The organism is Paraburkholderia caffeinitolerans (assembly GCF_902859945.1).
GTDB lineage: Bacteria > Pseudomonadota > Gammaproteobacteria > Burkholderiales > Burkholderiaceae > Paraburkholderia > Paraburkholderia caffeinitolerans.
In genome coordinates, this window is record NZ_CADIKL010000039.1 from 13,229 (window position 1) to 28,210 (window position 14,982).

Sequence of the window (14,982 nt, forward strand, 5' to 3'; positions counted from 1 at the left end):
GCACGCCGCCCGCGCTTCGCTTTGGGGTTCGCGATTCAGGCTTCGGGCTTCAGGCTTCAAGATTCGGCGAGCAACGCATCGGCCAGCCCGGGCGGCGCCTCGCCAATCCGCAATTCCGGCGTGCCGTGCCAGTTGGCGCAACGTTGCAGCGCGCGCCGCAGATCGCTCACGAGACGGCCGCTCACGCGCACGCCCGGCTCCAGATGCAGCGACCTCAACTCGAATACCGCCTGGGCGCGATGCGCTTTCGCGTCGGCGCGGCCGATCAGTTTTCCGCGGCTCAATATCGGCAGTACGAAGTAACCGTATTTGCGCTTGTGCGCGGGCAGATAGCATTCGATCGCGTAGTCGAAACCGAATAGCGCCGTTGCGCGCTTGCGCTCCCATACGACCGGATCGAAAGGCGAGAGCAGCGTGGTGGCGGTCGAGGCCAGCGCACCGCTCGCGGCGTCGTCGATGAGCGGCGCGAAGTCGCAATGCACGAACGCATCGTGCTTCCAGTCTTCCACGCGCACGGGCACGAGTTCGCCCGCGTCGGCGAGCGCGTGCAGCGCCTCGGTGTACGGGCGGCGCGGCAGGCGGTAGTAGTCGGCGGCCCAGTCGGTGCGGATCACCCCGAGCGCCTGGCAGGTGCGCAGCAGTAGCGCGCGTTCGGCGTCCGCGCGCGCGGGCAGGTCGCGCGCGTCGTTCCAGTTGGGCAGCACGCGCTCGGTCACGTCGTAGACGCGCTGGAAGTTCTGGCGCTCGGCCACCATCAGCGCGCCGGTCGCGAACAGCACTTCCAGATGACGCTTCTCGGGCTTCCAGTTCCACCAGCCGCTGCCTTTTTCTCCGCTTTCATCTTTCTCGCGCGCGAAATCGGCGGAGCGCACGGGCCCGTTCGCGCGGATGCGCTCGAGCAGCGCGTCGATCTCGCGGCGATGCTTCGCATGCCACTCGGCGGCGTATTTCCAGCCCATGCCCGACGGGTCGAGCATGCGATGGCGCAGCAGGCCATAGTCCTCGATCGGCACGAAGCAGGCCTCGTGCGACCAGTATTCGAAGAGTCGGCCTTCGGCGAGATGGGCGTCGAGCCAGCGCGTGTCGTAAGCGCCGATGCGGCTGAACAGCACAAAATAAGGACTGCGCGAGACCACGTGAATCGTGTCGATTTGCAGTTGCGCCATGCGGCGGATCGCGGCGAGGACGTCGTCCTGGGTTGCCTTGCGGCGCGGCGGCGCGAGCAGCCCTTGCGCCGCGAGGTGCAGCGTGCGCGCCGCCGCGAGCGGCAGCGTCACAGTGGTGCGCGAAGGTTGCGTGCCGGGCTCGGCTTCGGTGTCGGGCGCCGCTTCGTCACGCATGCAGGCCCGCCATCGTGGCCATTGCGGCGGGCGTCACCGTCGCGCGCGGCACGCTGGCCTCGCTCAGCCACTGGTGGATCTGCGCGACCACGGCCGCGCCTTCGCCCACCGCCGCCGCGACGCGCTTGGTCGAGCCCGCGCGCGCATCGCCGATCGCGTAGATGCCGTCGATCGAGGTGGCGAGGCTGCACGAGGCGTCGTTCGCCCCGGTGAGCACGAAGCCGTTCATGTCGAGCGCCACGCCGCATTCGTGCAACCAGCCGGTGTTGGGGTCAGCGCCCGTGAAGAGGAACAGATGCCGTGCGTCGATGCGTTGCGCGCCCGACGAAGGGCACGGCGCTTTCAGATGGATGGCCGCGAGCCCTGCCTCGTCTTCCTCCAGCGCGCCGATTTCGCACGATGGATGCACCGTGACGTTGGGCAGCGAAGCAATGCGGTCGATCAGATAGCGCGACATCGTCGATTCGAAACCGGACTTGCGGATCAGCACGTCGATATGGCGCGCGTGCGAGGAGAGATAGACGATCGCCTGGCCCGCCGAGTTGCCGCCGCCGACCAGCACGACGTTCTCGTGCTTGCAGAGCTTCGCCTCGACCGGCGAGGCCCAATAGTAGACGCCGCGCCCTGCGAAGCGGTCGAGTCCGGCGATGGCGGGCCGCCGGTAGTTCGCGCCGCTCGCGATCACCACGGTGCGCGCGCGCACGCTGCCGCTGCAGGTTTCGAGGCGGCGCGGAGATTCGTTGCAATAGAGCTTGCGCACCATGACGGGAATGGCCACGTGCGCGCCGAACTTCTGCGCCTGCACGAATGCGCGGCCCGCGAGCGCCTGGCCCGAGATGCCGGTGGGAAAGCCCAGATAGTTTTCGATGCGTGAGCTCGCGCCCGCCTGGCCGCCCGGGGCGCGCGCGTCGAGCACGATCACCGAAAGGCCCTCGGAGGCCGCGTACACCGCGGTCGCGAGGCCCGCCGGGCCGGCGCCCACCACGGCCACGTCGTAGACGCGCTCGCCGTCGAGGTCGGGCAGCAGGCCGAGGCAGGTGGCGAGTTCGGGCGAAGTGGGGTGGCGCAGCACCGTGCCGTCGGGGCAGATCACGAGCGGCAGGTCCTCGTTGCGCGCCGCGTAGCGCTCGATTACGTTGAGCATGACGCTCTCGTCGCGCTCGTCGAACACCGTGTACGGATGGCCGTTGCGTGAGAGAAAGCCTTGCAGCGAAAGCATGCAGGGGTCGTCGTGCTTGCCGACCAGAATCGGGCCGCCCGCGCCTTTCTCGATTAGCGCGACGCGCCGCAGGATCAGCGCGCGCACGATGCGCTCGCCGAGCTCGGCTTCGGCGACGATGGCCGCGCGCAAGCGCTCGGGCGCAATCAGCAGCGCCTCGACGGGTTCGAGCGCGAGGCCGTCCACGAGTGACGGCCGGCCGGAAAGCTGGGCCACTTCGGCGAGGAAGCTGCCGGCGCCATGCTCGTTGATGACGCGCTCGTGGCCGAGCCCGTCGCGCTGAACCACCTTCACCCGGCCGGACAGCAGCACGAACATGCCAGGGCCGTTCATGCCGGTCTGGAACAGCAACTCGCCCGCCGCCCAGCGGCGCCGTTCGCCGAAGCGCGAGAGCCGCACGATCTCCTCGTCGGAGAGGATGGGGAACATCTGGTGGCGCCGCGTGGAGAGCGTCGAGAAGGGCGCTTCGGCGGCGTTGCTTGCGTCGGTTGCGTCGGTTGGAATAGCGCCCATCAGGCGGTTCTCCTCATGCGCGTGGCGGCGCGAGAGACGCCGCGCGGGATCAGCGTGGAGCTGTGCGGATCAAACAGGTTTCGGCGTGATGTTGACCGGCACCTCGGGATGTTTCATGACCTGCAGCGGTTCGAGCGTGCGGCCCGAATCGCGCCAGGCGTCGAGGCCGCCAAGCAGCGGCAGCACGTCGACGAAACCGGCCTCGGCAAGCTGCTTGGCCATCCAGGCCGCCGAGATCTCGTTGGGACACGAGCAGTAAATCACGAGCTTCTGCTCGCGCGGATACTTCTGGACGATCTCGTCGAGCTGGCGTTCGTCGGCGAACAGCGAGCCCGGGATGATGTACGGATCGAGCTTGCGCTTTTCCTCCGAACGGATGTCGAAGATCACGGGCGGCGGCAGGCCGGCCATTGCGTTATAGAGGTCGTCCACGGTAATGCGCGCGTTCGCGAGCTTCTTGATGAGCTGGCGGCGGCGCTGCCAGCGATACGCCGCGTACAGCAGCAACAGCGCGAGGATCACGACCGCGGTGAGACGCCCAAGGCGGCTCGCGCCCGCGAACAGCATGTCGATCTGCGGCGCGAACAGCACGCCGATCAACAGGCCCGTGCCCGACCAGAGCGCCGCGCCAATGCCGTCGAAGCCCACGAACTGGCGGTATGGCGTGCCCATCGCGCCGGCCATCGGCACGGAGACGATCGACAGGCCCGGCACGAACTTGGCGATGGCGAGCACGCGCACGCCCCAGCGGCCGAAGAAGCGCTCGGTCTTCTTCACGCAGGTGTCGCGCGAGAGCGAGAGCTTGCAAAGCGTCTTGAGCGTATTGCCGCCGTAGAGCCGGCCGGCGAGAAACCAGACACTGTCGCCGATGAGCGTGGCGACGATCGACAGCCCGAGCACCGGCGCGACCTGCTGGCCGATCGAGCCGGGATGCATGGCGGCCATGGCGCCGAACAGCACGAGCGCCGGCATCGCGGGCACGGGCAGGCCAAGCGATCCGGCCAGTACGTTCAGGAACACGAGCGCAGGCCCGTACTGCGCGATGAGGTCATGTAGCATCGACTTACTTCCTTGCCCCGGGAAGCGCCGGACGGACGGCGCGAACTGGAAGAATAACGTTTCGATTATGGACGCATTTCGACAGCGTGCAAGCAAGCTCCAAAGCATACGCCCAATGCGGACTTGCTGCCCGTGGTCGTGGGCGCGGCGGGATCGCAGGAGGGCGGGCTTGCCGCGCGAAGCGGCCGAGCGAATGACGCGCACAGGAACATGCGCGGCGGAAGAGGCGCAGCGCGAACGCGCGTGCGCAAGCGAAGGCGCCGCGATGGCGTCTTCGCTCAAGGGCCACCGGCAGAGAGGCCGGCTGGTGGCCGCGTATTACCGGCTGTGCGATTCCCCTGGCAGCTCGGCGCCCTGCGCGCGGATAGCCGCGATCAGTTCCGCTGGCGTGATTTCATAACGCACTTCGCGGTGGATGCCTGGCTTGCGCTCGTCGACTTCGATCAGCAAGAGACTCTTGCCGTCGGCCGCCGATTCTAGACGCAGCGAGCGGGTTTCGCGCCCGGTCGCTTCGTCATGCTCGGTGAGCAGGGTCATGTTTCCGGAAGACCCAGTCATGCGCATTGATGTTGTCCTCGTGTGTGGTCGAGCCATTGTACGGGGTCGGCTGCGCCGCGTCTCATCATAGTGAGCGCGGGCGCACACAGCGAACCGCCAGTACCCCCCGGCCAGTCAGTGTAACGCGAGACCCGGCCCGCACGCGTGCCCGCATGAGGAATTTTGCGCGCCATGCAACGGTGCATGCGCCGTGTGTCTGCGCATGGTTCGTTGTCATGGGCATGACGCAAAGCGGCTTTAGCGGCTTCCCGGCCAACTATCGGTTCCTGTATTTCCTCATCGTTCGACCAAGAAAAAACGGCTCACCCGGTAGAGGCCGGGTGAGCCGTTGAAACGCCGTTGTTACTCGGATCAGACACCCAGGTCCTGGGCGCTGACGGGTCCTATATTGCGGCTTCGCGCGTGCGCCGTCGAGATGGGATTTATGCCGATCTATCAGCTTAATCGCAGCAAGCAATTAAATTACGGAATGCTTGCGATGGCCTCGCAAGGCTTGCAACTCGTGCCCCTGTTTAGGCATAAACTATTACGGGTGCCGTACACCCGCGTTGTAATGCGTACCACACGTCACGGGGCAGCGCCGGGCGCGCCGCCGTGTTGTCATGGGGAGGTCGCCGTGAAGATCTTCAAGCGCGTTCTGATCGCTTCGACACTCGCGTGGCTTGTGTGTGCGCTGCCAGGTGGCGCGCGGGCTGCGCAACCCGCCACGCCCGCCACCGTCGCGCCACCGCCCGCGTCCAGCGCCGCAGCACCGACGGCTTCAGCGCCTTCAGCAGCGTCGGGGGCCTCGGGCGATCTGCGCAAGCTGAGTCTCGCCAACAAGCCCTGGACCGGCGACTTCGACGCGATGCTGAACCGGCGGACGATCCGTTTCCTCGTGCCGTACAGCCGCACGCTCTATTTCGTCGACAAGGGCCACGAGCGTGGGCTCGCCGCCGAGCTCGCGCGCGACTTCGAACGCTACATCAACCGCAAGTACGCGGCCCAGCTCGCGAAGCGTCCCGTGACCGTGTACCTGATTCCGACCACGCGCGACCAGCTGCTCACGCAGCTGAACTCGGGTTTGGGCGATATTGCGGCGGGTAATCTGACTGCCACCGACGAGCGCCTCAAGATCGTCGATTTCATCGCTCCCCGCGATCGCAAACCCGTGCGCGAACTCGTCGTGACGGGACCCAAGGCACCGGCGCTGGCTTCGGTGGACGACCTCTCCGGCAAGGAGGTCTATGTACGCAAGTCGTCGAGCTACTTCGGAAGCCTGACCCAATTGAGCGAGCGCTTGCGCAAGGCGGGCAAGCCGCCGATCCGCATTACGCTGCTGCCCGACGCGCTAGAAGACGAAGACGCGATGGAAATGGTGAACGCGGGCTTGCTGCCCATCATCGTGGTCGACGACTGGAAGGCGCGTATGTGGGCTCAGGTGCTACCGAAGATCAAGGTGCGCGACGACCTTGCCGTGAGCGGCGAAGGCTACACGGGCTGGGCAATCCGCAAGAACAGCCCGCAACTGCAGGCCGTCCTGAACGACTTCTATTTGGGCTACGTGAAGAAGCAAAGCGTGGTCGAATATCGCCTTGCGCAGTACATGAAACGCATCAAGCAGATCCGCAACAACGGCGGCGACGCCGAGCAGCAGCGATTCCAGCAAACGCTCGCGTTGTTCGAGAAGTACGGCGCGCAATATGGCTTCGATCCGTTGATGCTCGCGGCGCAAGGGTTCCAGGAGTCGCAACTGAATCAGAAAGCGCGCAGCCATGTGGGTGCGATCGGCATCATGCAGCTGATGCCCGCGACCGGCAAGCAGATGGGCGTCGGCAGCATCTCCGTCGCCGACGCGAATATTCACGCCGGCGCGAAATACATGGACGAGCTGATGGAGAAGTATTTCCCGGACGCGCATTTCAGCAGCAGCGACCGCACGCTGTTCGCGTTCGCGAGCTACAACGCGGGACCGGGGAACATCGCGAAGATGCGCAAGCTTGCCGTGGAACGCGGCCTCGACCCGAACAAGTGGTTCAACAACGTGGAGATCGTCGTGGCGGACAAGATCGGCATCGAAACGACGACCTATGTGCGCAACATCTATAAGTACTACGCCGCGTACAAGCTGATCACCGATGCCCAGCATGCTCGCAACAAGGCCGTCGAGAGCATGCAGAAGGGCTCCTGACGGGCGCCTGATTTTTCATCGCGCGCCCGCGACCGTGAACAGACGCACGGCTTCGTCGAGCACGTCGGCTTGCTCGGCGAGCCGCTGCGCCGTGGCGGTCGCCTGCTCGACGAGCGCGGCGTTCTGCTGCGTGGCGCTGTCCAGATGCGCGACCGCCTGGTTGACCTGGTGAATGCCCTCGGCCTGCTCGCCGCTCGCGTTGGCGACCTCGACGATGATGGCCGAGACGCGGCTCACGGCCTCATCGATGGCGCGCATCTGCGCGGTCGTGTGGCCGACCAGTTCGGTGCCCTGGGCGATCTCGCTCACGCTCGCGTCCACGACCTGCTTGATCTCCTTCGCGGAGGCCGCGCAGCGCTGCGCGAGCATGCGCACCTCGCCCGCGACCACGGCGAACGAGCGGCCCGCCTCACCCGCTCGCGCGGCTTCCACCGCCGCATTGAGCGCGAGGATGTTGGTTTGGAACGCGATGCCGTCGATCACGCCGGTGATGTCGGCGATGCGCTGTGAGGCGCTGGTGATGCCGGCCATCGTGTGCTCCATGCGGCTCGCGATCGAGCCGCCCTGGGCGGCGGCGGACTGCGCCTCGCGCGCGAGCTCGAGTGCGCGCGCGCTCGCATCGGCGTTGGCCTGCACGGTGGTGGTGAGCTGGTCCATGGTCGCGGCGGTTTCTTCGACCGAGGCGGCCTGTAGCTCGGTGCGGCGCGAGAGATCGAGGTTGCCGGAGGAGATTTCGTGCGCGGCGTCGAGCATGCCCGCGATCTGCGCACGCACGTCGAACACGATGGCGGTGAGATTGGCCTGCAGTTGATTGAGCGCCTGGAGCACGCTGCCGAGATCGTCCTTCGACGCAATCGCGAGCGTGGCGGTGAGGTCGCCCGCCGCCATGCGCGTGGACGCCATCGACATCTGCGCGAGCGGGCCGCCGAGCTGGCGCGTGGCGAGCTGCCACGCCGCGACGCTGCACACCGCCGCCGCACCGAACGCGCACCAGAATGGCGTGGGCGGTAGCCCGCGCCACGCGCCGAAGCCCGCAGCGGCGAGCACAGCGGGCACGAGCGCATAGCCGGCGGCGACGCGCGTGGCCACCGGCAGGCGCATGAACGACTGCGCCGCGCCGAAGACGCCGGTGCGCACGAGCGAGCCGCGACGCAGGCGCACGCCGCGCAAACGCCCTTCGCGCATTTTCGCGTAGAGCGCTTCGGCCTCGCGGATCTCATCGCGGCTGGGCTTTACGCGCACGCTCAGATAGCCCACCACGGTGCCCTGCTCCGAAACCGGCGTCACGTTCGCGCGCACCCAGTAGTGGTCGCCGTCCTTGCGGCGGTTCTTCACGAGCGCAGTCCAGGGATGGCCGGAGCCGATGGTCTGCCACATGTCGGCGAACGCTTCGGGCGGCATGTCGGGATGGCGGATGACGTTGTGCGCCTTGCCGATCAATTCTTCCTTCGCGAACCCGGCAACCGAGATGAACGCGGGATTGCAATACTGAATTCGGCCTTTGAGATCGGTGGCCGAGACGAGCATCTGCGAAGCGGGATAGTCGAATTCCTGCTGCGTGATGGGCTGGTTGTTGCGCATGGGGTTCCTTGCGTTCCTTGCAATGGGGTCGCTCACGACCCGACGACTTGCAAGGAATAACGGCATTTCCCCCACAGTCTTTAGGGGATTAGGCGTGTTTGATCGGCATCGAATCCGGACGCACGCGCTGCGACAGTATCTTTAACGTTTCGTCCGCCACATTCGTCGGCTTTTCTCACGCCTTTCCCAGCGCCGCCGCGCAATGCCCGCCCGTCGTCATCGATCCGGGACGCCGATCAATTGACCGGCGCATGCCCTCAGCGTACGGTGCGCGACGCCCGCCGCCTATTGCACGAGTCCCATGCGCCGTCTTCCATCGCTGATCGCGCTGCGCTTTTTTGAAGAAGCCGCGCAACACCTGAGCTTCAATCGCGCGGCCAAGTCCCTGTGCGTGACGCAAGGCGCGGTCAGCCGGCAAATCCGGATTCTCGAGGAGTCGCTGGGCGAAAAGCTTTTCGAGCGCGATCATCGCGGCATCCGGCTGACTGAAGCGGGCGCGGGGCTCCTGCCGTGCGTTTCCGCCGCGTTCGACATGCTCGAGCAGGGCACGCGCGCGTTCTCGTCGGCGAATGCGCGGCGCCGGCTCGTGATTGCCTTGCCCCCGACCTTCGCGACTCAATGGTTCTCGGCGCGTCTGCCGCTGCTCTCGGCCACGCTGCCCGACGTCGAGCTCTCCGTACGCACGAGTGCGGTGGCCGATTGCCACTGTACGATCCGCTTCGGGCGCGGCGCCTTGCCGGGCGTCTGCTCGGAACTGATCGCGGTGGAGCGGCACACGCTGGTCGGGGCGCCCTGGCTCGGCGGCGAGCCGCTCGAAACGCTGCTGCGCAAATGGCCGCGCCTGCATGTGCTGCACGAGGGCGAGCGGCTCAGTCTCTGGCCCGACTGGCTCGCCAGCGCGGGCCTGTCCGGCGGCCACGACGACAACGACAGCGGCATCGAATTTTCCACGCTCGAGCAGGCCATTCATGCGGCCCGCAAGGGCGCGGGCCTCGCCATCGTCGACCGCAACATGATTACCGAGGAGCTCGCGAACGGCAGCCTCGTCCCGCTCTCCGAGGTGCAGGTGAGCGGCCCCTACGGTTATTGGCTCGACATCGCGCGCGAGCACGCACAGCTCGCGCAGGTGCGGGCGTTCGCGGACTGGCTGCGCCAGCAGATCATGATCGGCGAGTAGCCGGTCAATGATGGCTCGCCTGATTGAGCGTCAGGTGCTTTGTTTCGGGCGCCCACGCGATCGACACGATCATGCCGACCAGCAGCACGGCCGCGAGCGCCAGCATGGTCGGATGAATGCCGAATCCGGCGATGCCGAGCGGCAGCAGGAACGTGCCTATCGCCGAGCCCAGCCGGCTGCACGCAATCGCCACGCCCACGCCGCAAGCGCGTACCGAGGTCGGGAAGCACTCGGGCGGATACACGCCCACGAGATTCGAAAAGGCCGACATCGTGACCGTGAACAGCGCGAACGCGACGATCATCGGCGTGCGCGCGGCGTCGGGCAGCACGCTCAAGGTCGCGAGCGAGGCGCAGGTGATGGCGAACGAGCTGATCAGGAAGGTGCGCCGCGGCAACCGGATCATCAGCCAGATGCCCAGCAGCGCGCCGAAGATCAGGAGTCCGTTGAGAATGAAGTCCGCGCCGGTGCCCTGGTCCAGGTGCACGGCCTTCAAAACCGTCGGCAGGAATGTGTAGATCGCGAAGTAGGGAATCACGAGACACACGAAGAACGTGCAGTTAAACAGCGTGCGGCGAATCAGGTCGGGCTTGAAGAGGCGCGCGAAGCCGTCGTTGGCGCTCTTCGGCAGATCGGCCGGCGTATCGAGCACGACGTGCGGCCCGAAGTACTTGTGCACGATCGCGTTGGCTTCGGCGTTGCGGCCCTTGCTTTGCAGCCAGCGCGGCGATTCGGGCGTGCCGATGCGCGCGACCAGCACGGCGAGCGCGGGTACGCCGGCCGAGGCGAGGAGCCAGCGCCACGCATCGGGCGACGCATCGGCGTAATGGATGCCGAGCACGCTGGCCGCCACGTAGCCGATGGTCCAGATCACGCTGAACGAGCCGAGCAGCGTGCCGCGGTGCTTGCGCGGCGAGAATTCCGCGAGGAACGTATGGCCCACGGCGAAGTCGCCGCCCATGCCGACGCCGATCAGGATCCGCAGCACGCACAGCATGAGCGGCGAGCTCACGTAGAACTGCGCGAATGCGGCGAGCGTGATGATCAGAAAACTCAGGAGAAAGATGCGCTGGCGGCCCATCCGGTCGGAGAGCCGGCCGAACACGAGGCTGCCCGCGAAGATGCCGATCAGCGCGGAGCTGCCCACCATGCCGGTCCAGAACGTATCGAGCGGCATCTGCCGGTTGAGCGAGGCGAGCGAATAGCCGATGGTGCCGAGTGCGTAACCCTCGGTGAAATGGGCGCCGAACGTCAAGCCGGCGATGCGGATATGGAATGCGTTGACGGGAACGTCGTCGAGGGTCACGCGCGGCGCGCCTGCGGCGGCTGTGGCGTGGGCCGGTGCGCCGGCTTGCGTGCGCGCTTCTTCTTCGAGCGCGGATGGCCACGAGGGAGGCTGGTTCATTTGGTCTCCTTTCTATTTTTGATGAATGATGCGGGCGATGCGTGCGCCGCCCTACATGGATGGCGCGGCGCGCGGGCAGGGCGCTTTAGCGGTCGAGGCCGGCCATCAGCACGTACTTGAGTTCGACATACTCGTCAAGCCCGTACTTCGAGCCTTCGCGGCCGAGGCCGGACTGCTTCACGCCGCCGAACGGCGCGACTTCGGTGGAGAGGATGCCGTCGTTGATGGCGACCATGCCGGACTCCAGGGCTTCCGAGATCCGCCAGGCGCGTCCGAGATCGCGCGTATAGCAATACGCGGACAGGCCATACGGCGTGTCGTTGGCGCGGGCGATCCCTTCGCTTTCGGTGTCGAAGCGGAAGCACGCGGCAACCGGCCCGAAGGTTTCTTCGGCGGCGATCAGCATGTTCTCGCTCGCTTCGGCGAGCACCGTGGGCTCGTAGAAGGTGCCGCCCAGCGGGTGACGCTGGCCGCCCGTCAGCACGCGCGCGCCGTGGCGCTGCGCGTCGGCGATGTGCGCTTGAACCTTCGTTAGCGCCGCCTCGTTGATGAGCGGCCCCTGATCGAAATCGCCCTTGAGCGCGTGGCCCACGCGCAACTGCTGCACGGCCTTCGTGAGCGCCTGCGTGAACGCGTCGTAGATGTCGCTTTGCACGTAGAAGCGATTCACGCAGACGCAGGTCTGGCCCGTGTTGCGGAACTTCGAGGCGATCGCGCCTTGCACGGCGGTTTCGAGATCGGCGTCGTCGAACACGATGAACGGCGCATTGCCGCCCAGTTCGAGCGAAAGCTTCTTGAGCGTGTCCGCCGACTGGCGTGCGAGCAGCTTGCCCACGCGCGTGGAGCCCGTGAACGAGAGCTTGCGCACGATGGACGACTCCGTGAGGGCGTTGCCGATCGCTACCGCGTCGCCGGAGACGACGTTGAACACGCCCGCCGGCACACCGGCCTGCTCGGCCAGCACGGCGAGCGCGAACGCGCTGAGCGGCGTTTCCTCGGACGGTTTGAGCACCATCGTGCAGCCGGCGGCGAGCGCGGGGCCGGCCTTGCGCGTGATCATCGCGAGCGGGAAGTTCCACGGCGTGATCGCCGCGACCACGCCTACGGGCTCGCGCGTCACGACAATGCGCGAATGCGGCTTCGCGCCTGGAATGACGTCGCCGTAGCAGCGCTTGCCTTCTTCGGCGAACCACTCGAGAAAGCTCGCCGCGTAGGCCACTTCTCCGCGTGCTTCGGCAAGCGGCTTGCCTTGCTCGTGCGAGAGCAGTTCGGCGAGCGCGTCACGGTGTTCGAGCATCAGCTCGCCCCAGCGCTTCACGCGCGCGCTGCGCTCCTTGGCCGTGAGCGCGCGCCAGGCCGGGAAGGCCCGCGCGGCGGCGTCGATGGCTTCGCGCGTTTCGCCGCCGCCGCCTCTCGCCACTTGCGCGATGACCTCGCCCGAGGCCGGGTCGAGGACCGCGTAGGTCTCGGCGCTCGTGCGCCAGGTGCCGTCGATGTAGTGGCCGGTGCGCAAAAAGTCGCTCATGCCGCTTGCCTCCCCGCGGAGAATCCTTGCTGCGGGCGCGCCTCGCGCGGCACGCGCCGGCCTGCCGTGTAGTCGTTGATGAGATCGCATGGCGTGTAGTTTCTATCGATCTCGTAAAGCTCCTCGGCGCTGAGCCGGGTTTCGAGCGCCGCGAGCGCGCTGTCGAACTGCGCGGACGAATCGGCGCCCACCAGCATGCTCGACACGCCCTCGCGCGCGAGCACCCACGCCTGGGCGATCTGCGCGGGACTCACGCCGCGTGCGTGCGCCACGCGGGCAATCGACGCCGCGATTTCGCGCGAGGCGTGGTCGCCGTACATCTGTGACGTAAAGAAGTCGGTCTGGTTGCGCGTGGAGTCCGGGGCGCACGAGAGCAGGCCGCGCGCGAGCGGGCTGAACACGGAGACGCCCACGCCCTGATCGATGCAGTAGGGAATCATCTCGCGCTCTTCCTCGCGGTACGCGGCGTTGAGCTGGAGCTGCATGTTGATGGGCTTGTGCCAGCCGTTGCGCTCGCAGGCCTGCATGATCTTGGCGAACTGCCATGTGTACATCGTCGAGACGCCGATATAGCGCGCCTTGCCCGCGCGCACGATGTCGTCGAGCGCGCCCATGGTTTCCTCCACGGGCGTGTTCACGTCGAAATAATGCAGCATGTAGACATCGACGTAATCCATGCCGAGACGCCTGAGCGACCCGTCGATGCCGTCCATCACGTGCTTGCGCGAATGGCCGCCCGCGTTCTGATACGCGCCCATGTCGTAGCCGACCTTGGTGGTTACGACAATTTCCTCGCGGCGCGCGAGACGCTTGAGTATGCGGCCGACGACTTCCTCGCCCACGCCGGTCGAATAGAAATCGGCGAGGTCGATGAAGTTGACGCCCGCGTCCAGCGCGTGACGCACGATCGGCTCGCTTTGCGCTTCATCGAAAATCCAGGGCTTCCATTGCGGCGTGCCCATGTTCATCGTGCCGAGGCACAGACGCGAAACCTTGAGGCCGGATTGGCCAAGACGCACGTATTCCATTGCTTAGATATCCTTTTTAACGTGTGCGCTCAGACTTTCTTCGGCGTGTAGAACGGATTGGACACGTCGCGCGCGGCGGCGAATACGTCTTCCTTGCGGGGCAGGCCCTTCATGGCCGCGAGAATCGCGTTCTTGCAGGCGCGATAGTTGTTCTCGAACACGGCGTCGAGGTTGTCGGTTTTCGGATTGACCCAGTTCGCCGACACGACCACCCAGTCGTTTTCCGCTTCGGGCGGCAGCGTGCCGTTTTCGAGCGATTCGGCCACCGCTTTTGCGATGCCGGCCTGCGAGGCGCCCCAAGTGGCGTTGCCGTGGAAGTCGCTTTCGATTTGCGCCTTGTTCACGTAGAGCGTGAGCGGCTTGGCGGGAATGCCCGGCTGCGCGATCACGACGAAGGGCGCGTGGCCCGCGGAGGGCGTGGCGAGCGCCGTGGAGAACGCCTGGCCGGCGGGGCCGCTGCGCGGCCCGACCAGCACGTTGATGTGGGCGAGATTGACGCCCGGTCCTTCGAACCCTTCACCGATATAAAGCTGCTTGTCCATGTGTCTGCTCCAGTGCCGATACCCGATTACGGAATGCAACGGTGGAGCGATTGTGCGGCGGGGCTGGACAGCGCATGAATCGATGATTTCTCGGCGGGGTGCGAGGCAAACTCATATCCGGGTTTTTGCCAGGGGGCACTCGGGTCGCGGGGAGGCTATGGCGTTGGTGACGAGCGTTTCGTTGCGCAACCAAGGCAATTTTCTTCAATACAGGCACGCGCGCGCCTCGTACGCTCGACGGTGAATCATCGCCATTGAGCGTAACGAGGAGAACCGTGAGCACCGCACTTTCCATGGCTGCCTTCGCGCTAGCCACGTCGATTACCCCTGGGCCCGTCAATGTCGTCGCGCTGGGCGCGGGCGCGCGCTACGGACTGCGCGCGAGCCTGCGCCACGTGACCGGCGCGACGGTGGGCTTCGCGCTGCTGTTGCTGCTGATCGGGCTCGGCCTGCGCGAGCTGCTTGCGCAGTGGCCATTCCTCGCGCGCGCGATCGAATGGGCGGGCGTGGCGTTTCTGCTGTACGTCGCGTACAAGCTCGTCATGGACGATGGGCGCATCGACGCTGCGGGCGCCGCGCGCGGCCCATCGCTCATGACCGGCGCGGCGATGCAATGGCTCAACCCCAAGGCGTGGCTCGCCTGCGTTGCCGGCATGGGCGCGTTTGCGGTCTCGGGCGAGAACGCAATCGTGTGGCAGTTCGCAGCGATCTATTTCGTGGTGTGCTACGCGTCGATTGCGTGCTGGGCGTGGGCCGGCGCGTCGCTGCGCCAGGCGTTGCGCGAACCGGCGCGCGTGCGTTTGGTGAACCGCACGATGGCGCTGCTGCTCGCGGCGAGCGCGCTATGGTTGCTGCTCGAATGAAC

General features: G+C 66.4%; 12 protein-coding genes. 3 read left to right on the forward strand and 9 right to left on the reverse strand.

All coding sequences use genetic code 11. The annotated features are described in order from the left end of the window. Nucleotides 1-56: 56 nt before the first annotated feature. The 4 genes from HV773_RS28435 to HV773_RS28450 all read right to left on the reverse strand — a co-directional run bounded on the left by HV773_RS28435 (nt 57) and on the right by HV773_RS28450 (nt 4,695). Nucleotides 57-1,340 carry a winged helix-turn-helix domain-containing protein gene (locus HV773_RS28435; protein WP_175197494.1) on the reverse strand — a complete coding sequence of 428 codons (1,284 nt, stop codon included), beginning with the start codon at nt 1,338-1,340 and terminating at the stop codon, nt 57-59. Continuing rightward, nucleotides 1,333-3,072, reverse strand: coding sequence for an FAD-dependent oxidoreductase (locus tag HV773_RS28440; protein ID WP_175197495.1), 1,740 nt, complete (start codon nt 3,070-3,072; stop codon nt 1,333-1,335). Before HV773_RS28440 ends, HV773_RS28435 begins: the two co-directional genes overlap by 8 nt. Before the next feature lie 69 nt (nt 3,073-3,141). Continuing rightward, nucleotides 3,142-4,131, reverse strand: a complete 990-nt coding sequence (locus tag HV773_RS28445; protein WP_175197496.1) for a DedA family protein/thiosulfate sulfurtransferase GlpE — start codon at nt 4,129-4,131, stop codon at nt 3,142-3,144. 318 nt (nt 4,132-4,449) lie between these two features. Then, the gene (locus HV773_RS28450; RefSeq protein WP_175197497.1) at nt 4,450-4,695 is read right to left on the reverse strand and encodes a hypothetical protein; all 246 of its coding nucleotides are present in this window, start codon (nt 4,693-4,695) and stop codon (nt 4,450-4,452) included. A gap of 658 nt (nt 4,696-5,353) precedes the next feature. Here HV773_RS28450 and HV773_RS28455 point away from each other — a divergent pair. Continuing rightward, the gene (locus tag HV773_RS28455; protein ID WP_377730657.1) at nt 5,354-6,859 is read left to right on the forward strand and encodes an MltF family protein; all 1,506 of its coding nucleotides are present in this window, start codon (nt 5,354-5,356) and stop codon (nt 6,857-6,859) included. A gap of 15 nt (nt 6,860-6,874) precedes the next feature. Here the strand turns inward: HV773_RS28455 and HV773_RS28460 are convergent, their stop codons facing one another. Then, nucleotides 6,875-8,440, reverse strand: a complete 1,566-nt coding sequence (locus HV773_RS28460) for a methyl-accepting chemotaxis protein (RefSeq protein ID WP_175197499.1) — start codon at nt 8,438-8,440, stop codon at nt 6,875-6,877. Between the two features lie 301 nt (nt 8,441-8,741). On the opposite strand from HV773_RS28460, the gene HV773_RS28465 reads away from it, so the two are divergent. After that, entirely contained in the window at nt 8,742-9,617 is an 876-nt protein-coding gene (locus HV773_RS28465) for a LysR family transcriptional regulator (protein WP_175197500.1), read from the forward strand. A 4-nt stretch (nt 9,618-9,621) separates the two neighbouring features. Here the strand turns inward: HV773_RS28465 and HV773_RS28470 are convergent, their stop codons facing one another. From HV773_RS28470 to fae, 4 genes are all read right to left on the reverse strand, one after another. Next, entirely contained in the window at nt 9,622-11,022 is a 1,401-nt protein-coding gene (locus HV773_RS28470; protein ID WP_175197501.1) for an MFS transporter, read from the reverse strand. 85 nt (nt 11,023-11,107) lie between these two features. After that, nucleotides 11,108-12,547 carry an NAD-dependent succinate-semialdehyde dehydrogenase gene (locus HV773_RS28475; protein WP_175197502.1) on the reverse strand — a complete coding sequence of 480 codons (1,440 nt, stop codon included), beginning with the start codon at nt 12,545-12,547 and terminating at the stop codon, nt 11,108-11,110. Continuing rightward, nucleotides 12,544-13,575 carry an aldo/keto reductase gene (locus HV773_RS28480; protein ID WP_175197503.1) on the reverse strand — a complete coding sequence of 344 codons (1,032 nt, stop codon included), beginning with the start codon at nt 13,573-13,575 and terminating at the stop codon, nt 12,544-12,546. The genes HV773_RS28475 and HV773_RS28480 overlap by 4 nt, the downstream gene beginning before the upstream one ends. A 29-nt stretch (nt 13,576-13,604) precedes the next feature. Continuing rightward, on the reverse strand, nt 13,605-14,117 hold the full coding sequence (fae, locus tag HV773_RS28485; RefSeq protein WP_175197504.1) for a formaldehyde-activating enzyme: 513 nt from the start codon (nt 14,115-14,117) through the stop codon (nt 13,605-13,607). Nucleotides 14,118-14,392: 275 nt separating this feature from the next. Here fae and HV773_RS28490 point away from each other — a divergent pair, with 275 nt between their 5' ends. Then, on the forward strand, nt 14,393-14,980 hold the full coding sequence (locus tag HV773_RS28490) for a LysE family translocator (protein WP_175197505.1): 588 nt from the start codon (nt 14,393-14,395) through the stop codon (nt 14,978-14,980). The last annotated feature ends 2 nt before the right edge of the window (nt 14,981-14,982 follow it).